Source organism: Fructobacillus papyriferae (assembly GCF_018437225.1).
Taxonomy (GTDB): Bacteria; Bacillota; Bacilli; order Lactobacillales; family Lactobacillaceae; genus Fructobacillus; species Fructobacillus papyriferae.
The window spans coordinates 692111-709318 of the sequence record NZ_JAAMFI010000001.1 but is presented as its reverse complement, the minus strand read 5'-3'; the positions used below and the strand labels follow the sequence as shown (position 1 = coordinate 709318).

The window sequence follows — 17208 nt, the reverse complement described above, 5'->3', positions numbered from 1 at the left end:
TGAGATTTTATCATAATTCTTTAATAAAAGGTAGGTATATCGATGGCAAGTATTGAACGGCTCTATGATTTTTTTGAACCTGAACACTACGATCTCTTTTTGGATGTGTCGCGTGAAGATAAGCGCATCAAGGGAAAGACGATCGTTAAGGGAAGGGCGAAGCAGACGGCCATGGCTTTGCACCAACATGATTTGGCAGTCGAATCCGTCAAAGTTAATGGACAATCCGTCGACTTTAATGTCGATAAGGCCAACGACCAGATTCGCTTTGACGTGAAAGAAGCTGGCGAACAAACCATCGAAGTTTCTTATCAGGCCCCTTTGACTGATAATATGAACGGGATCTATCCTTCCTATTATTCTGTTGATGGAAAAGCCAAGCAAGTGGTCTCCACGCAATTTGAGACTTACTTTGCCCGCCAAGCCTTCCCAAGTATCGATGAGCCCGAGGCCAAGGCAACGTTCTCATTGGCGCTAAAGTTCGATGAAAAACCGGGCGAAGTGGCGATTGCCAACATGCCAGAAACACGTGTAGAAGACGGTGTGCACTACTTTGAAAAAACGGTCAAGATGTCGACCTACCTGGTCGCCTTTGCTTTTGGTGATTTCCAATCGATCGAAACGACGACAAAGTCAGGGATTAAGGTCGGTGTCTATGCGACAAAGGCCCATCCCGCAAAGGATATGGACTTCGCCTTGGACATCGCCAAGCGGTCAATTGACTTTTACGAGGGCTTTTACCAGACGCCTTATCCATTGGCGCAATCGTTGCAAGTGGCCTTGCCTGACTTTTCAGCCGGCGCCATGGAAAACTGGGGGATGGTAACCTACCGTGAAGCATACTTGTTAGTGGATCCAGATAACACTGAGTTGTCAATGAAGCAAACGGTTGCCACTGTGATTGCCCATGAATTGGCTCACCAGTGGTTCGGGGATCTGGTCACGATGAAGTGGTGGGATGAACTTTGGTTGAACGAATCCTTTGCCAACATGATGGAATTCGTGGCGATCGATGCCATTGAACCTGATTGGCACATTTGGGAAACTTTCAACGCTAATGATGCGCAAGCAGCCCTTCGTCGCGATGCATTGCCAGGTGTTCAACCAGTCCACGTGGCCGTACACCACCCAGAAGAAATTGATGCGCTCTTTGACCCTGCCATCGTTTATGCCAAGGGTGCCCACTTGCTTGTCATGTTGCGTTCTTTGATTGGTGACGACGCCTTACGTCAGGGACTCAAAGCCTACTTTGATAAGAAGGCTTATGGTAATGCTACTGGAGATGACCTCTGGGCTGCCCTTGGGGCTGCTTCTGGACAAGATATCGGAGCAATTATGAAAACCTGGTTGGACCAACCGGGCTACCCAGTGTTGTCCGTTACGATCGAAGATGGCCGGGTGAAGGTTTCCCAGACACCGTTTGTTCTTGGTGATAAGCAAGCAGACGACAAGCGCCTCTGGCAGGTGCCTTTGGCTGCTTCAGCTCCTGGCTTGCCAAAGTTGCTGACGAAAGAAAGCGCCGATTTGGGCGATTGGGAAGCGATCAAGGCTGCTTCTAAGGGACCATTCCGTCTGAACGTTGGCAACGCCGGTCACTACATTGTTTCATACGATGACGAGATCTTGGCCGAACAAGTGAAGGCTTTGACCACTTTGTCAGCGATCGACCAGGCCCAGTTCGTACAAAACGCTCTCTTGTTAGCGCAGAATAATCAAGTGAGCTATGCGGATCTTTTGCCGATCATGCCTCTGTTGGCTGATTCAAAGTCAGCCCTTGTCCAAAACTTCCTCTATCAGGCGATTGCGGCGATCAAGGTCTTTGCAGAACCCGATTCCAAGACGGAAGCTTATCTGCAGGTCTTCACCCGTGGTTTGTCAACAAAACGTTTCGAAGCCCTTGGCTTAGCCAAAAAGGCAGACGATTCCGTTTCGGATGAATTGGCCCGTCCAGTGGTTGTGGGTGCTGCCCTTTTTGGTAAGAATCCTGAATTGTTGGCTGAAGCCCACCAGGTCTTTGCCAAGGCTGGGTCTGCTCAGAAGCTGCCAGCAGACGGCCGTACTGAAATTTTGAAGAATGAATTGGTTAACTTCAACAACCAAGAAAGCTTTGCTGGTCTATTGGCCGACTACCAAGAAACAGCGAATGCTTCCTTGAAGCGTGACTTGTCTTCTGCCTTGGCCGCAACGCCAAATTCTTTGCAGATTCAGACGTTGATCGCTTCTTTCCAAGATCCTGAGGTGATTAAGCCGCAGGATTTGCGGAACTGGTTCGCTGGTGTTCTGGCCAACCCCGTTGGTCAAGATGCTGCTTGGGCTTGGTTCCAAGAGAACTGGGACTGGTTGGTTGACCGCCTCGGTGGGGACATGTCCTTTTCTTCCTACATCACGGTCATTGCCCGTATCTTTAAGACCCGTGAAAAGTTGGACGAATTCAACGCCTTCTTTGAAGATAAGAAGAACCAACCGGGGATTGCTCGTGAAATCGTAGTCGATGCCCAAATGATTGAAAACCGTGTGAAATTGGTGGAAGAGCAGGAAGCAGCTGTTGCCAAGGCCTTGAACGGTTTAGTGAAGTAAATAAAAAACGCCCGTGAGGGCGTTTTTTTATTGGGTCATATGTGGATGAATTGGGCCGCTTTTTAATCTTCACCCGGAATAAAGGTGTCGTTTTTAATCAAGGATTGGAAGTCGGTGTGGACCTCGGTGAAGAGGTCGTCTGGACCATTGTCCAACATTTCTCGTGGGAAGAAGAAGCGCTGGTCCAGTGAAGCTCTTCCCTTAATGGCACCGACCAAAGTGGAAAGTTCGGACAGCTCGCGGTGGCTACCGTCGGCCAAAACAAGTTCGATCTGAGTCCGAGGCTTCTTTGATGCGGGTTTGTAGTCGTCGTATGGCAGATCATAAGCGTCGTTTCGAGCTGTGTAGTAACGGGGATCGAAGCCGGCTTCTTTGACAATCGTTTCCAAACTGTCTAATTGTGGTGCCGATTGCTCGTTGATCTGAATGGACTTTAATGGCTTGCGACCCAAGAAACGCTGGGACAGGTCAGCTAAAATCGTGTCGTCCGAATCCTGCCAGCCGTTGATCGCTGTTAAGAAAAGATTGTCATCCAAACGCAAGTATTCGGCTACCGTTAGATCATGATCGGGCTGAAAGACCGGTGCCAAAAGAGGGCCAACCAAAGATTGTGGCTCCTTACCGGAAGCCAAGAGTTCCTTAACCCGGCCGAGCAAGTGCTCCAGCAAAATTTCCATCCCACGAGAAACGGGGTGGAAGTACACTTGTAAGTACATTTGGTAGCGGGCAACCAGGTAGGATTCGACTGCATGCATGCCGCCAATGTTCACCGCAATGCCACGTTCGCAAGGACGCAACATGCGTAAAATGCGCGACAGGTCGAACTCACCATAAGAAGCGCCCGTGTAGTAGGCATCGCGCAACAGGTAATCCATCCGATCGACGTCCAGCTGGGAAGAAATTAACTGGACGACTTGTTGGTTTTCATATGTTTTGGCGATGACAGAGGCAACTTTATTTGGAAAGTCAGGCCCCTCTTGGAGCAAAACCTGGTGAATCTCGGTGTCGCCCATGATAATCTGTTGGGTCATCGCTTCGTGATCCGTATGGAAGAGATGTTCAAAGGTATGTGAAAAAGCCCCGTGGCCGACATCGTGCAAAAGAGCAGCGGCCAAAGTGACCATGCGTTCTTCTGGATTCCACAACCCGTCACCAGCTTCTTTGGTCGCATAGTAGCGCCCAAAGTAATCGGTTACACGCCGGGCTAGTTCATAGGCCCCGGTACAGTGGCCAAACCGATCGTGAGTTGCGCCGTGGAAGATCGTGTTGGCGACGCCGAGTTGTTGCACGCGGCGGAGTCGCTGAAATTCCTTGGTATTAATCAGGTCTAAGATCAGTTGATCTTGGATATGGATAAAGTCATGAATCGGGTCCCGGAGGACTTTTTCTTGGGCCAATTTTTGCAAAACTTTCACCTTTCCCTTCGTCGATATACCTATTATAATAGAAAGAAGAAAAACTTGCGAAAAATGAGGCAAAACATGGCTGGACAAACCGTCAAGGTGACCTTTCAATCCAAAATTTATCAAGATGGCGGGGATGAATCCTACGAGGTGACAGCCTCCGGCCAGCTCGTTCAAAAGGGCGCAGCCTGGTATTTGACCTATGATGAGGCGTTGCCCGAACAACCGGTCACCAAAGTCCTGGTCAAGATCGAAGATGACCGGGTAGCGATTACTCGCTCGAACGTGACCAAGACCCGCTTGGTCTTTGAAAAAGGCTTAGTCGATAATCAGCCATACCAAACGGCGGCGGGGATGTTCATCTTGGCCACCAATACGAAGGATTTTCTGGTCAGCATTGACGAAGTGGGCAAAGAAGGAAAAGTTCTGTTGGACTACAGCCTGTCAGCCAATGGTCGAGTTGTTGGTCAATACCAGGTTTCCTTGCATTTTGTCCAATAATTCAGTATAGTTAACTAGTTAGAAGCGCGAAAGGATATCAGCCATGTCACAAATTGAAAACGGTCAACTAAAAGAAGAAATGGCCCTGGTGGAAATCGCCACTGCCATCCTATCCGAGCAAAAGCAGGCCATGGCCTTTGCTGATTTGGTTCAAGCCATCGAAAACTTCCTGGGAGTCGATGACGAGAGCTTCAAGTCACGTCTGTCACAGTTCTACACGGACTTGAACACAGACGGTTCATTCATTTCCCTTGGAAACAACGAATGGGCATTGCGTGCCTGGTACCCAGTTGATGCCATCGATGAATCCATTCACGAAATCGATGACGAAGAAGAAAAGCCAAAGAAGAAAAAGAAGGCTGCCAAAAAGGTCAATGTCTTTGCGGATAACGCTAACGATGATGACGTCATCGATTACAACGATGATGATCCAGAAGACGATGACTTTGATGACGTACCAGAAGAAGAAAAAACCGACGACGATGATGACGCCGATGATGAAGACTCAAAGGATGAGTCCATTGACGAACATTTGACGGAGTTGGCCGGATCTGACGACTTGGATGATCTTTCAGATGGTGACGCCGAGAATTAATTTTACTAAAAAGTCCTCCAAAAACCCTTGCTTTTTGGAAGGTCCTTCGGTAAACTATATAAATGTGTTAACGCACTGATTGCTTCCGTAACTCAGTTGGTTAGAGTAGGGGATTTTTAATCCCAAGGTCCTCGGTTCGAATCCGAGCGGAAGCACTGATATTCTTATCAGGAGACCTTGGGAGATTCCAAAAAAGCGTTCGACAGAAATGTCGGACGCTTTTTGTTTTGGGAAAATTGCTAAATAAAAACCCCTAAGAAAGTTCAGGGGCTTTTTACGATGCATCGTCGTTCTGCTGGGCGTTCATCAGCCAAGGGTAGTTGGTTTTCACGGTTTCTAAAATCGTTTTTAACTCGCCAACGGTGGTCAGGTGGAACTGACCATCTTTTACATCAAGATGACGAAGGACGTGGCCATCAGAATCTTTTTCCAACAGATGGAATGTGTTTCCAATTAGAACGTTTGATTGAGTATCTTTGAATACTAGACAGTCATCCGCAATATCTTGATCTGGAAGGGAAATCACATTGGCATAGTTTGCATAGTAATAAAAGTTTTCTTTTGAAACACCAGCAGGAACAGGGAGCGAATGAATCAACGTTCTCCGTGCTTCATCTGGTGAAAGCGTATCGTCTGCAAGGACGGTAGTATTGATGTTTTTTAGAATAAAAACAGTACTAATGAGCACAAATGATAAAACGATTGAAATGGCTTTTTTTACCATGGATTCCCTTTCTATAGTTCTTTGAAATACGTTTAATTTAGAATAATTTTATCATGAAGGGGGTTTTAGATACAAATTTCACATTACTCATTTTGATAGGTTGAATATTGACCGCGATAACGGTTTTTGCCACCCAGAATATTCTGAATGCTGGTCTTCATCTAGTTCCAATCGATCAAGATAATACCGGAGATATTGACGATTATACTTACTCTTCCGGTCAATCCGATGGTCGTAAGGCTCGTAATGCCGCACTAGAACTCGGTATTCCTGACGGCCATACCATTTACTTCGCTGTTGATACTGACATGACCGAAGATGAAAACTTGGCCAATGCGATTCCTTACTTTAAGGGTGTCGCCTCCGTCATGAATCACTACAAGATTGGTGTGTATGGTCCACGAAACACCTGCCTGATGGTTTCAGATGCTGTGTCAGCTGTAAAGTATTCCTACGTATCGAATATGTCGACTGGGTTTTCAGGAAACCTCGGATTCTCCCAACCCCTTAACTGGGCCTTCATCAATTCGATGAAGTTGGCTCTGAAGGTAATCTGCCAGCTCGTGACAAGGTTGGTGTCTCATATGAAGACGAAGGGGTTACTAATCTAGTGGATAGTCGCCAGCCAACAAACTGGATTGAGGACTCCAACTGGAAAGTGATGAAGCAGTTAATTGGAACGCATGAAGTAGAGTTAAACGGAAAGCCTTACGTGTTAATCAATGATGCGATGATGAAGGTATCTGTTTCCTACAAAAATGTCACTTCTGTAAATACAGACAATGATATTACTTTTTCTTATCCGATCAAGAATGGAAAAATTGATTCATCTATTTCAATGGATTTTGCAAAGGGCGGTGTGCACGTTTCTAGTGAGTTGAATCAACTGTTAAATAAATTCACGGCCGGTTTAGAATCGGGTTATGTTACAATTAACGCAGAAATGGAGAAAAATTCTCACTATCTGAATAAGGTTTCAATTGAAATTTCGGATGAAAAACTTCGCCCACAAGGTGATGACTTCTCTAATCATGATGTTGTTGTTATTGATGTTGAATTTAATTGGAGCAAGATTAAAAATGAGTTGTTAGAAGAAGCGGTTAAGCCAACGACTAATGCGTTGCAAAAATCTTCTAAAAGCATGATTGCTTTGCTTGAAGGTGGCCTAAATCTGATTGGGCAAGCTTTATTCGGATTGATGAGTGCAATTTCATCAATTTTGCAAAGTGTGGGACAAATTCCTGCTAGTTTTCAAACAAGTAGTATTGCCGGTGTAGGATTTGTGATTGCTTTGATTCTTATCTTTTTTGTTGCACCGATTTAGATTATTTATGTATAGTTGGAGTATCATTTGTCTGATTTTTTAAAAATAAAAAATGAATTACTATTGAAAAGAAAAAAGAATACAAAATGGATCATTTTCGCCCTTGTGCTTGTTGCATATAGTAATTTTATTCCATTCATGTACATGAATCAGCCCTACCTTTTTTGGGAATATAGCTTACTTATCTGTGTTGCTGACCCTGTATTAGTCGGCCGGCTTTTATTGCTTAAACCTTTCTTTTCGATCATTCCTAAAATTAACGAGCAATCTGTATCCATGCTATCTGGTTTTTCTCAGACAAAAGAGTGGCTAGAAGAAAACAGGAAAAATGTTTTTTATAGATTCACTACTTTTGGTGTCTTTGTTGCCCTTTTTCGTCAACCATCATACTACTGGACATGGGGAATCATTGAGTATGACGACACCTATGGGATTGTCCTAATAAATATCAAAAAGCGGAATGAGCAAAAGATTTTATATATCAAAAAAAATGAAATCGAAAGTTATGAGGATAGCAATTTAATCCGTAAAGCGATTGCGAGATCGCGCAGACGTGCTAAGCAAGTGCGGTGGGCAAGTAATCGGTTCCTAATTTCATGGGCAGGGTTCTACGTAAAATATTAATTTGTAGTTTTGGCTAGAGCGGAAGGTTACGCTCTAGTTTTTTTCATTTTTCTTTCATTTTTCTTGAAAAAGGCTTGCAAAGGAAGATGGTATCCTATATGATAGACACAACATGAAAGAGGACGAGTAAATCGGTTCTGGCATTAAGCGACGTCATGGTTGGTGAGAATGGCGGCCGGATCGATTGAAGACTACCTCTTGTTGATGACATACGAGTAGCGCGTGAAAGTATGCCCGGTTTGACCAACCGTTACCTCGGTCAGATTAAGGTTACGTGTGTTAACGTAGCAAATTTGGGTGGTACCACGCGCCGGCGTCCCTAGCTTTTTGGCTAGGGGCGCCTTTTTTTGTTAACACAGGATAACGACGAACTGAAATTTAGGAGTGTCTTTCATGGCAGAAAATAATAAAGAATTAAATCGCTCCCTTTCATCTTTCCAAATGGAAATGATTGCATTGGGGGGCACAATTGGTGTTGGTCTCTTCATGGGGGCCTCTTCAACCATTGCCTGGACCGGTCCATCCGTCATTTTGGCCTACCTGATCTCAGGTTTAGTCCTTTATATTGTGATGCGGGCCCTGGGTGAAATGCTTTACATCGATCCCGAAGTTGGTTCCTTTGCCAACTATGCCAAACACTACATTCACCCAGCAGCCGGGTATCTGACGGTCTGGGCCAACGTGATTCAGTGGCTGATGGTTGGAATTTCTGAAACCATTGCCGTTGGTGTTTATCTCGATTACTGGTGGCCAGGTATTCCAACTTGGGTAACCGGTGTGATCGTTTTGGCAACTTTAACGGCTGCTAACTTGGTCACAGTTAAGGCTTATGGTTCCATGGAATCTTGGTTCTCTTTGATTAAAGTCTTGACGATTGTCTTCATGATTATCCTGGGCTTCTTGGTCATCTTGCTTGGTGTTGGTAACCACGGTCACCCGCTTGGCTTTTCAAACCTTTGGTCACATGGTTCCTTCTTTGCTGGTGGCATTAAGGGCTTCATGTTCGCCTTGTCAATTGTCATGACTTCTTACCAGGCTATTGAATTGATTGGCATCACGGCTGGTGAAGCCAAGGATCCACAGGTGGCCATCGTGAAGTCCATCAAGTCAATTGTGGCCCGAATCTTGATTTTCTACGTTGGGTCCATCTTTGTCATTATCACGATTTACCCATGGAATCAGTTGGACCAGGTGGGCTCACCGTTCGTTGAAACTTTTGCTCGTGTTGGAATTACGGCCGCAGCCGGAATCATCAACTTCGTCATGATGACGGCGGCCATTTCGGCTTTGAATTCTGGTCTCTTCTCATCTTCTCGAATGCTCTACACGCTTGCCATGAACAAGGAAATTTCACCAAAGTTTTTGAAGCTGTCAAAGCGTCGTGTTCCTGAAGTCGCCGTTTTGGCTATGTCAGCCGGTATCTTGCTTGGCATTGTGTTGAATGCCATTTTGCCATTGATCTGGCACGACTCATCGAAGATTTTTGTCATGGTCTACTCGGCCTCGACTTTGCCAGGAATGGTCCCATGGTTTGTTATTCTTTGGTCACAAATTAAGTTCCGAAAGGAACACCCAGAGTATTTGGAGGGGCACCCGTTCAAGTTGGCCCTCTCGCCAATCTCCAATTACTTTGCCATGTTCATGCTGATCATTACGCTGGTCTTCATGACCATCAACCCGGACACGCAGATTCCACTGTTGATTGGTTTCTCCTTGCTAGCGCTTGTGTTAGTTTTCTATTTTATCAAGCACCGCAACCGGTCATAATAGTTAAAAGACGTCCTTTGGGCGTCTTTTTAATTGGTAAAACTTTTAAAAACATGTTACATTGAATGTAATTTAAAGAGTTTCTGGAGGAAACATGACAAAGAGAGAAGTACGTCGTCAAATTAAGGCGAAGGCCAAGGAACAATTGGCCAACAACTGGATTTATTTGGTTCTGGTGACTTTACCAGCCGTTCTCTTTGGCTGGATTGGGGACCGTAGTTTTCAAGTAGTGGATACCTTTGCCATCATGAATGGCGATTTTCCATGGGTAGATGGAACGGGAACCTATCTATCAATTGGCGATGGTACCGCTATGGGCATTCTAGCTTTCTTTGCTGGAACGGCCGCCATGTATTCATTGCTGAACTTTATGCGTTTCGAAGAAAAGCAGTCTCATCCATTCCTGCAGGCCATTGAAGTTTACCGCGAGAAAGGACTTTTCCTCGGGACTATTGGGATTGCAATTTTGCAATTTGTGTGGACCTTCCTGTGGACGCTTCTTTTCTTTATTCCCGGCGTAATTAAGAGCTTTTCCTACTCACAGGCCTTTTATGTGTACAAGGATGCAAAGGCTGATGGCGAATCAATTCGTTTCCGCGATGCCATCACGCGCTCTCGTCAATTGATGGTGGGCCATAAGTGGGAATATTTTGTTTTGCAACTGTCGTTCATCGGTTGGCTGATCTTAGCTAACATGGTGATGGGGATCGGAATGATTATCCTTTTGCCATACATGTACCTGACATATGCCGGATTTTATGATTATTTGAAAGAGGATGCGGCACAACAAGAAGTTGCAGACTAAAATTAAAAAAAGAGCGAACCGTTTCAAACGGTTCGCTCTTTTTTTGTGATTAATGATAGTGATTTTGATCCCTTGTTGATGGCTTTTGTTGTCTTGAGTGCACAAGCCTTTTTTTAATGAAGTCCCAGGTGCTGGCTTTGTGAAATCAACTTGTGAAAGTTTTTTTATTCATTTTTTGGCTAGGTCAATGGTTGTCTTGATTGCGTTTTGATGACAGAAAGCGGTGCGGTTGGTTTGTTTGTTATTTTAGTTTGATTTTCTTTTTGAATTGGATGAGCGTGAGCTTTCTTTTAAAGAGAAGAAAGAAGTGGTCTAAACTGAGATAACAATTACGTTAAATGTGCTTGGAATTGATATCAAAAGGTAATTTGTCTTGAAAATCCCGTTCGTCCCTATGTTTATTCCTTGCTCAATTTTTTTAGAAGCATTCGAACATCTGTTCTCACAAACGTTTATTTTGTATGCTAATCGTGCACTTGAAAAAGGAGGGGGAACATGCAATCAAAACAAATTATGGAGCAGCCACAAATAACGGTTGTTAAGCATTCCGGGGTAAAAACACCCTTCTATGCGTACAAAATAAACTTTATTCTGGCAGAACTTTCATTAGATGAGGAAGTGCAAAAAAGTGTTTATCATGAACTAAATCAAGCCTTTTCAAAAGTGGTGGGTCTGATTGAATCCGAAACCATTCGACAAATGATAGAAACACTGCTTGCCGATTTTGATCAAGAACAAGGCCTGTTATCCTATCGGCGATACCGTCAGCTGGAAGAGACGCGTTTTGCTGAGGCCAAGAGTGTTTCAAAAAATATGGCAAAACTTTTTTCAAAAGACGAGGCGATTGTTCACGAAAATGCTAATAAAGATGCCAAAGTCTTTAATACAAAACGAGATTTACAGGCCGGAACAGCATCGCGGGCACTTGGTCTACAAATGTTACCTGAAATGGTGGCGAAGGGTCACATGCGGGGGGATATCCACTGGCATGATCTTGATTATTCTCCCGTTTTACCATCGACGAATTGTTGCCTCATTGATTTTGATAACCTGCTAAACAATGGCTATAAGATCGGTAATTCTTGGGTAGGACAGCCCCATTCCATTCAAACGGCCACTGCACAAATGGCCCAAATCTTTGCCAACGTAGCCTCTTCTCAATACGGTGGCGCGTCAGCCAACCGAATCGATCAGCTCTTAGCACCATTTGCCAAGAAAAATTACGAGCAACATTTGCAAGACGCCAAAAAATGGGTGCAAAAAGGGCAAGAGGAACCCTACGCTAAGGAAAAGACGAAGAAGGATATTAAGGAGGCCATGCAGGCGCTCGAATACGAGATCAACACGCTCTATTCCTCCCAGGGGCAGACACCTTTTACTACCATTAACTTTGGATTAGGAACTTCATGGTTTGAAAAAGAGATTTCAAGAGCCATTTTGCAAGTTCGCATTGATGGTCTTGGTAAAGAAGGCCGAACCGCCATTTTCCCGAAACTGACCTTTACAGTGAAAAAGGGGTTGAACTTAAAGCCAGATGACCCGAACTACGATATTAAGCAATTAGCACTGGAATGTTCTACCAAGCGCATGTACCCCGATCTTTTGATGTATGACAAGCTGGTCGAGTTGACCGGTTCCTTTAAAACTCCAATGGGCTGTCGCTCTTTTTTGCAGGGATGGAGAGATGAAAATGGGAATGAAGTCAATTCTGGCCGGATGAACCTGGGCGTGGTCACCATTAACCTACCTCGAATTGCCTTGCTTGCAGATGGTAATCAAGAACTTTTTTGGACGATTTTTAAGGATAAGCTGGCGCTTGCAAAGCAGGCCCTTTTCTACCGGGTTCAACGTACGAAGGAGGCGCGGCCAGAAAACGCACCACTTCTTTATATGTATGGGGCTTTTGGCAAACGCCTCAGACCAGAAGACGACGTCGATGAGGTCTTTAAGAATGAACGGGCGACGGTTTCCCTTGGCTACATTGGGCTCTACGAAACTGCTACGGCCTTTTATGGCTCGCACTGGGAAGGCAATCAGGCGGCCCATGACTTTGCTGAGACGATTGTAAAAGAAATGCACGCAGCCTGTGTGAAATGGTCGAAGGAATCGGGTTATCATTACAGCCTTTATTCCACCCCAGCGGAATCATTAACCGATACTTTTTGTCGGGACGATGAAGCGAAGTTTGGCCAGGTAGCAGACATTACCGACAAGGAATACTACACGAATTCCTTCCACTATGATGTTCGCAAACATCCGCTGCCCTTTGACAAAATCACCTTTGAGGAAGTCTTTCCGAAGTATGCTTCCGGTGGTTTTATCCACTACTGTGAGTATCCTAATTTGACCCAAAATCCAAAGGCTTTAGAAGCGGTCTGGGATTGGGCCTACAATCACGTAGGGTATCTGGGAACCAATGCCGCCATCGATAAATGCTTTGCCTGTGGTTTTTCCGGGGAGTTTAAAGCCACAGCCCGGGGCTTTTCATGTCCACAATGTGGCAATCATGATCCCCAAACCTGTGACGTCGTCAAAAGAACTTGCGGTTACCTGGGGAACCCGCAACAACGGCCGATGGTTCATGGTCGTCACGTCGAAATTTCCTCACGTGAAAAACATTTAAGTCAGGAGATGTTACAACATGCCGCGTCCTATTCGAAAACCAAACAATCCGATGCCCAAAGAATGGCGAGCCGATCAGTTATCCAAAAATAAGATCGCAGACTACAAGCCCTTTAACTTTGTTGATGGGGAGGGCATTCGTTGTTCGCTCTATGTTTCTGGCTGCCAGTTTCTTTGTCCTGGCTGTTATAACGTGGTGGCTCAGAATTTTAACTACGGCCAGGCTTACACGAAGGATTTAGAGGACCAGATTATCGAAGATCTGAGGCAGCCTTATGTTCAAGGATTGACTTTGCTTGGTGGGGAACCCTTCTTGAATACACCGGTTTGCTTGCAATTGGTAAAACGGATTCGCCGCGAATTTGGTCATCAAAAAGACATTTGGTCTTGGACAGGCTATACCTGGGATGAGTTGAAAGACGAAACGCAAGATAAGGCCGAATTGCTTTCTTATCTGGATATCTTGGTTGATGGTCGTTTCTTAGAAGAAAAGAAGGATCTGACCCTTCAGTTCCGAGGTTCCTCCAATCAACGCATCATTGATGTGCCGAAGTCCATTGAAAAGGATCAAGTCATTATTTGGGCCGATCTAAAGCGTTAAGTTTTTACCCGTGATTGTGCATTAATTTGGACCTGCCCCCTTAAGAAAGCGAGAAAGTATAAATGAACGAACTGACCATTAAAAATTTACACGTTAGTGTCCATGACAAGGAAATTCTGACCGGGGTCAATCTGGTCATTCGGTCCGGGGAGATGCATGCCATCATGGGACCGAATGGAACGGGTAAATCGACTTTATCGGCTGCCATTATGGGCGATCCAAACTATCAGATAACTGCTGGAAAAATTGAAATCGATGGAGAGGACGTAACCGAACTTAGCGTTGATGAGCGTGCACGATCTGGCCTTTTTCAAGCGATGCAGTATCCGTCTGTTGTTCCGGGTGTCACGAATTTTGAATTTATGAAGGCGGCGGTGAATGCTAGAAGACCAGATAAACCTGTCTCTTCTTTGCAATTTATGAAGCAATTTGAAGAAAAGCGGGCCTTTTTAGCGATGAAAGAAGAAGTGGGCCATCGTTACTTAAACGAAGGATTTTCTGGCGGTGAAAAGAAACGAAACGAGATCTTACAAATGCTTTTAATTCAACCGAACCTCGCGATTTTGGATGAAATTGATTCTGGACTTGATATCGATGCTTTGAAAGTCGTTGCAAAAGGCGTTAACTCAATGCGATCGGCTCATTTTTCCACTTTGATGATTACGCATTATCAGCGCTTGTTGGACTATATTGTACCGGATCAGGTGCATGTGATGATGGGCGGTCAAATTGTTAAAAGTGCTGGTCCTGATTTGGCAAAACGCTTGGAAAAAGAAGGCTATGCTGGACTGCGCGATGAGCTTGGTCTTGATCTTTCATTGACGGATGAAGAAGAGGACTGGGCTTGAGTGAAGAATAATGCGAGACGAGATGAAAGAACAAAAAAGTCGTGCACCACTGCCGCGTTTTGACAAGGTGAACCTGAAGGCTTGGCAGCTGGAGGACCTTGATTTAAATAAAACGGCGCAGCATTTTTTAAAAGCGGTTGTCCCCGATGAGGCAACAAAGGCGGGGGTCACGCTTATTGATCTAGCCAATCAAGAAAAAAACACTGTCCCTGGTTTTAAAGCCTTCGGGCAGGTCGCAAAAGCGAATCAAGACCGCTTAACTGAAGAAAATCAAGCGTCTTATCAGGGGGGCTATCAACTTTTGGTACCGGCCGGTGTTCAACTGACCAAACCGATATTCGTTCAACAAATTCTTGGTCATGAAAACTTCGCTAGTCGCGCCGCCATCCACATTGGAGCGGGTGCCAAAGTCACGATTCTTGAAAAGATCGAAGGACCCACAGATGAAACAAATTTACAAAAGAAAGTGTGGGGAAGTTTAGTTGAAGAACTGGTTATAGAACGTGAAGCTGACGTGCGGCTGATCACAATTGACGAGTTAAACAAGCAGACCACGGCCTATCTCAATCGGCAGATTCTTTTGGAAGAAGGGGCTAATTTAGATTGGCGCTTGGCTGGTTTATCTGCTCATCAGGTAGCTAGTTCGCAAGGTGTGTTGTTAAAGGGGCATGGCAGTCAAGCCAAAGTTCAGGTGGTCGCCTTAGCAAGAGAAAAAGAACAGTTGGGCTTTCAATCTCAAGTCAATCATGTCGGCCGCCACACGGTGGCCAGAATCGACCAGCGAGGCGTTAACATGGAGGCCGGCCAATTGATCTTCAATGGGATTGGTCGGATTAACTTGGGCGCCAAGGAAGCCGATGCGGATCAAAAATCGTCGATTATGATGTTGTCTGAAAAAGGCCGCGGGGAGGCGAATCCGCTTTTGCTAATTGATGAGCCTGATGTGACAGCTGGTCATGCAGCTTCAGTTGGTCAAATCGATCAAGAGCAATTGGCCTATTTGATGTCCCGTGGATTGAGAAAGGAACAGGCCGAACAACTCGTGATTCGAGGGGTTTTGAATCACATTCAAACGGGTATTGGACAAGATGAACTCTTGGCCTTTTTAGAAAATTCCATTGAAAGGAAAATCACCTACTATGAACCGACAAGATGATTTTGCCATGTTGCAAAGACAAGAAAACGGGGCGCCCTTGGCTTATTTGGATTCTGCTTCGACAAGTCAAAAACCAACGGTTGTGTTAGAGGCGATGCGCGCCTTTTATCAAAAAAGCAATGCCAACGTGCATCGGGGAAATTACCAGTTAGCAGAAGAAGCAACTGAGGCTTACGAAGGGGCCCGAAAAACGATTGCCGATGCCCTAAAGGTGCCTTCTTCGACCATTATTTTTACAAAATCGACGACCGATGGATTGAATCTTGTCGCTCAGAGTTTTGCGTTGAGCGAAGTGCAGCCGGGTGATGAAATCCTTTTGACAGTAGCCGAACACCACGCGAATTTACTGCCTTGGCAGCGCGTGGCTCAACAGAAGGGGGCTCGTCTGCGGTTTGTTGACCTGAATGCTAATGGTGAAATTGATTGGGCGGCGTTTGAAAAGAAGCTGAATCAAAAGACAAAATTGGTCGCTTTCGCCCATGTCTCCAATGTGCTTGGCTCTGTAGCTCCAGTTAAAGCGTTAACACGTTTGGCCCATGCTTATGGAGCCACAGTGGTGGTTGATGGCGCTCAGGCGATCGGCCATTTTCCAGTTGATCTAAAGGATTTGGATGTTGACTTTTATGCCTTTTCCGGACATAAGGCCTTAGGGCCGACAGGAATTGGGGTGCTTTATGGAAAATCAGCCTTACTAGAAGAAATGGCCCCGGTTCAACTGGGCGGGGAAATGATTGAAACCGTGACAAAGACCAGTGCTACTTTTGCCAAAAGTCCTTTTAAATTCGAAGCAGGCACTCCAAATATTGCTGGCGCCATTGGTCTGGCCCGTGCGATGACCTATCTAGAAGAGATTGGCCTTAGTCAAATTGAAAAAGAAGAGCAGGGCCTACTTTCTTATGCCTTAAAAGAATTAGCGAAACTGCCAGAAATCGTGATCTACGGGCCGCTTTCTGCAGCCCGTCGTTCTGGTTTAATCGCCTTCAATGTTCGGGGCGTGCATCCGCATGATGTGGGCACTATTTTGGATATGGATGGGCTGACTCTAAGAGCAGGACAACATTGTGCCCAACCATTGATGACTGCTTTAGGGGTCTCTTCGACTTTGAGACTCTCTTTTTCCGTGTACTCTCAAAAAGAAGAGATTGATCGGTTGATTCTGTCGTTAAAACGGGTATTGGAGGTTTTTTCATGAATCAAAAAGAGGTTAGCCGACAACTCTATCGGCAAGTGATGATGGATCATGCAAGAGCGCCTCATCACCTTCATCCATTGAAAAAGCGAGCCAATACTTTTTTTGCCAAAAAGATCAATCAAAGTTGCGGGGATGCCTATGGTGTCGAGGTGGAGATCGAAAAAGGGAGAATTCGTCGTTTAGCTTTTGATGGAGATGGCTGCGCGATTTCGATGGCCGCTTCATCGATGCTCTTCGATCAAGTTCAAGGAAAAACCATAGAGGAGGCCGAAAGCATCATTCGAAGATATTTTGATGCGGTTGTGGCTGTTGGCTGTAAACAAAAACCAGACGTGACGGGATTAGGCGAATTGGAAATGATCATTCATGTGGGGCATTATCCGAGTCGCGTGAAATGTGCGACTTTGACGGGGCACGCCTTATCCGATGCTTTAGCGAAAGCCCGAATGGACCAGTCGGTTTGAGGAGC

Annotated in this window: 16 protein-coding genes and 1 tRNA gene; 15 read left to right on the top strand and 2 right to left on the bottom strand. The window is 45.3% G+C overall.

The features are described 5' to 3' along the window. The first annotated feature begins 42 nt into the window (after positions 1-42). A complete protein-coding gene (locus tag G6R27_RS03365) occupies positions 43-2577 on the top strand; it encodes a M1 family metallopeptidase (RefSeq protein WP_213819659.1) in 2535 nt (844 codons plus the stop codon). Positions 2578-2639: 62 nt separating this feature from the next. Here the strand turns inward: G6R27_RS03365 and G6R27_RS03360 are convergent, their stop codons facing one another. After that, positions 2640-3992 carry an HD domain-containing protein gene (locus G6R27_RS03360; protein ID WP_213819658.1) on the bottom strand — a complete coding sequence of 451 codons (1353 nt, stop codon included), beginning with the start codon at positions 3990-3992 and terminating at the stop codon, positions 2640-2642. Positions 3993-4058: 66 nt separating this feature from the next. Between G6R27_RS03360 and G6R27_RS03355 the strand changes: the two genes are divergently transcribed. The 3 genes from G6R27_RS03355 (at position 4059) to G6R27_RS03345 (ending at position 5231) form a co-directional block, all read left to right on the top strand. Beyond that, the gene (locus G6R27_RS03355) at positions 4059-4481 is read left to right on the top strand and encodes a YwiB family protein (protein ID WP_213819657.1); all 423 of its coding nucleotides are present in this window, start codon (positions 4059-4061) and stop codon (positions 4479-4481) included. 43 nt (positions 4482-4524) lie between these two features. After that, positions 4525-5076 (top strand): DNA-directed RNA polymerase subunit delta, encoded by a 552-nt coding sequence (rpoE, locus tag G6R27_RS03350; protein WP_213819656.1) that lies wholly within the window; start codon positions 4525-4527, stop codon positions 5074-5076. An 81-nt stretch (positions 5077-5157) separates the two neighbouring features. Continuing rightward, positions 5158-5231 (top strand) — tRNA-Lys (locus G6R27_RS03345). 119 nt (positions 5232-5350) lie between these two features. On the opposite strand, the gene G6R27_RS03340 is transcribed toward G6R27_RS03345, so the two are convergent. After that, the gene (locus tag G6R27_RS03340; protein ID WP_213819655.1) at positions 5351-5800 is read right to left on the bottom strand and encodes a hypothetical protein; all 450 of its coding nucleotides are present in this window, start codon (positions 5798-5800) and stop codon (positions 5351-5353) included. A 107-nt stretch (positions 5801-5907) separates the two neighbouring features. Between G6R27_RS03340 and G6R27_RS03335 the strand changes: the two genes are divergently transcribed. The 11 genes from G6R27_RS03335 to sufU all read left to right on the top strand — a co-directional run bounded on the left by G6R27_RS03335 (position 5908) and on the right by sufU (position 17203). Beyond that, positions 5908-6411, top strand: coding sequence for a glycoside hydrolase domain-containing protein (locus G6R27_RS03335; RefSeq protein ID WP_213819654.1), 504 nt, complete (start codon positions 5908-5910; stop codon positions 6409-6411). Further along, positions 6411-7124, top strand: coding sequence for a hypothetical protein (locus tag G6R27_RS03330; protein ID WP_213819653.1), 714 nt, complete (start codon positions 6411-6413; stop codon positions 7122-7124). Before G6R27_RS03335 ends, G6R27_RS03330 begins: the two co-directional genes overlap by 1 nt. Before the next feature lie 27 nt (positions 7125-7151). Beyond that, positions 7152-7748: a hypothetical protein gene (locus tag G6R27_RS03325; protein WP_213819652.1), complete on the top strand. Its 597-nt coding sequence runs from the start codon at positions 7152-7154 to the stop codon at positions 7746-7748. A gap of 393 nt (positions 7749-8141) precedes the next feature. Continuing rightward, complete coding sequence (locus G6R27_RS03320; protein WP_213819651.1) at positions 8142-9515, top strand: amino acid permease; 1374 nt, start codon at positions 8142-8144, stop codon at positions 9513-9515. A gap of 94 nt (positions 9516-9609) precedes the next feature. Further along, positions 9610-10320, top strand: a complete 711-nt coding sequence (locus G6R27_RS03315; RefSeq protein WP_213819650.1) for a DUF975 family protein — start codon at positions 9610-9612, stop codon at positions 10318-10320. 495 nt (positions 10321-10815) lie between these two features. Then, positions 10816-13035 carry an anaerobic ribonucleoside-triphosphate reductase gene (nrdD, locus tag G6R27_RS03310; protein ID WP_213819649.1) on the top strand — a complete coding sequence of 740 codons (2220 nt, stop codon included), beginning with the start codon at positions 10816-10818 and terminating at the stop codon, positions 13033-13035. After that, complete coding sequence (gene nrdG / locus G6R27_RS03305) at positions 12962-13543, top strand: anaerobic ribonucleoside-triphosphate reductase activating protein (RefSeq protein ID WP_213819648.1); 582 nt, start codon at positions 12962-12964, stop codon at positions 13541-13543. Before nrdD ends, nrdG begins: the two co-directional genes overlap by 74 nt. Positions 13544-13605: 62 nt before the next feature. After that, positions 13606-14391, top strand: a complete 786-nt coding sequence (gene sufC, locus G6R27_RS03300; protein WP_213819647.1) for a Fe-S cluster assembly ATPase SufC — start codon at positions 13606-13608, stop codon at positions 14389-14391. A gap of 22 nt (positions 14392-14413) precedes the next feature. Continuing rightward, positions 14414-15547, top strand: a complete 1134-nt coding sequence (locus G6R27_RS03295) for a SufD family Fe-S cluster assembly protein (RefSeq protein WP_213819646.1) — start codon at positions 14414-14416, stop codon at positions 15545-15547. Then, positions 15531-16739, top strand: coding sequence for an aminotransferase class V-fold PLP-dependent enzyme (locus G6R27_RS03290; protein ID WP_213819645.1), 1209 nt, complete (start codon positions 15531-15533; stop codon positions 16737-16739). The genes G6R27_RS03295 and G6R27_RS03290 overlap by 17 nt, the downstream gene beginning before the upstream one ends. Next, positions 16736-17203: a Fe-S cluster assembly sulfur transfer protein SufU gene (gene sufU, locus G6R27_RS03285; protein ID WP_213819644.1), complete on the top strand. Its 468-nt coding sequence runs from the start codon at positions 16736-16738 to the stop codon at positions 17201-17203. The genes G6R27_RS03290 and sufU overlap by 4 nt, the downstream gene beginning before the upstream one ends. The last annotated feature ends 5 nt before the right edge of the window (positions 17204-17208 follow it).

Excerpts from the sequence above, each read along its gene's own strand:
- rpoE (WP_213819656.1), top strand. The coding sequence starts at position 4,525 with ATGTCACAAATTGAAAACGGTCAACTAAAAGAAGAAATGGCCCTGGTG.
- sufC (WP_213819647.1), top strand. The coding sequence starts at position 13,606 with ATGAACGAACTGACCATTAAAAATTTACACGTTAGTGTCCATGACAAG.
- G6R27_RS03365 (WP_213819659.1), top strand. The coding sequence starts at position 43 with ATGGCAAGTATTGAACGGCTCTATGATTTTTTTGAACCTGAACACTAC.
- G6R27_RS03290 (WP_213819645.1), top strand. The coding sequence starts at position 15,531 with ATGAACCGACAAGATGATTTTGCCATGTTGCAAAGACAAGAAAACGGG.
- G6R27_RS03320 (WP_213819651.1), top strand. The coding sequence starts at position 8,142 with ATGGCAGAAAATAATAAAGAATTAAATCGCTCCCTTTCATCTTTCCAA.
- G6R27_RS03340 (WP_213819655.1), bottom strand. The coding sequence starts at position 5,800 with ATGGTAAAAAAAGCCATTTCAATCGTTTTATCATTTGTGCTCATTAGT.
- G6R27_RS03355 (WP_213819657.1), top strand. The coding sequence starts at position 4,059 with ATGGCTGGACAAACCGTCAAGGTGACCTTTCAATCCAAAATTTATCAA.
- G6R27_RS03295 (WP_213819646.1), top strand. The coding sequence starts at position 14,414 with ATGAAAGAACAAAAAAGTCGTGCACCACTGCCGCGTTTTGACAAGGTG.
- G6R27_RS03315 (WP_213819650.1), top strand. The coding sequence starts at position 9,610 with ATGACAAAGAGAGAAGTACGTCGTCAAATTAAGGCGAAGGCCAAGGAA.
- sufU (WP_213819644.1), top strand. The coding sequence starts at position 16,736 with ATGAATCAAAAAGAGGTTAGCCGACAACTCTATCGGCAAGTGATGATG.
- nrdG (WP_213819648.1), top strand. The coding sequence starts at position 12,962 with ATGCCGCGTCCTATTCGAAAACCAAACAATCCGATGCCCAAAGAATGG.
- nrdD (WP_213819649.1), top strand. The coding sequence starts at position 10,816 with ATGCAATCAAAACAAATTATGGAGCAGCCACAAATAACGGTTGTTAAG.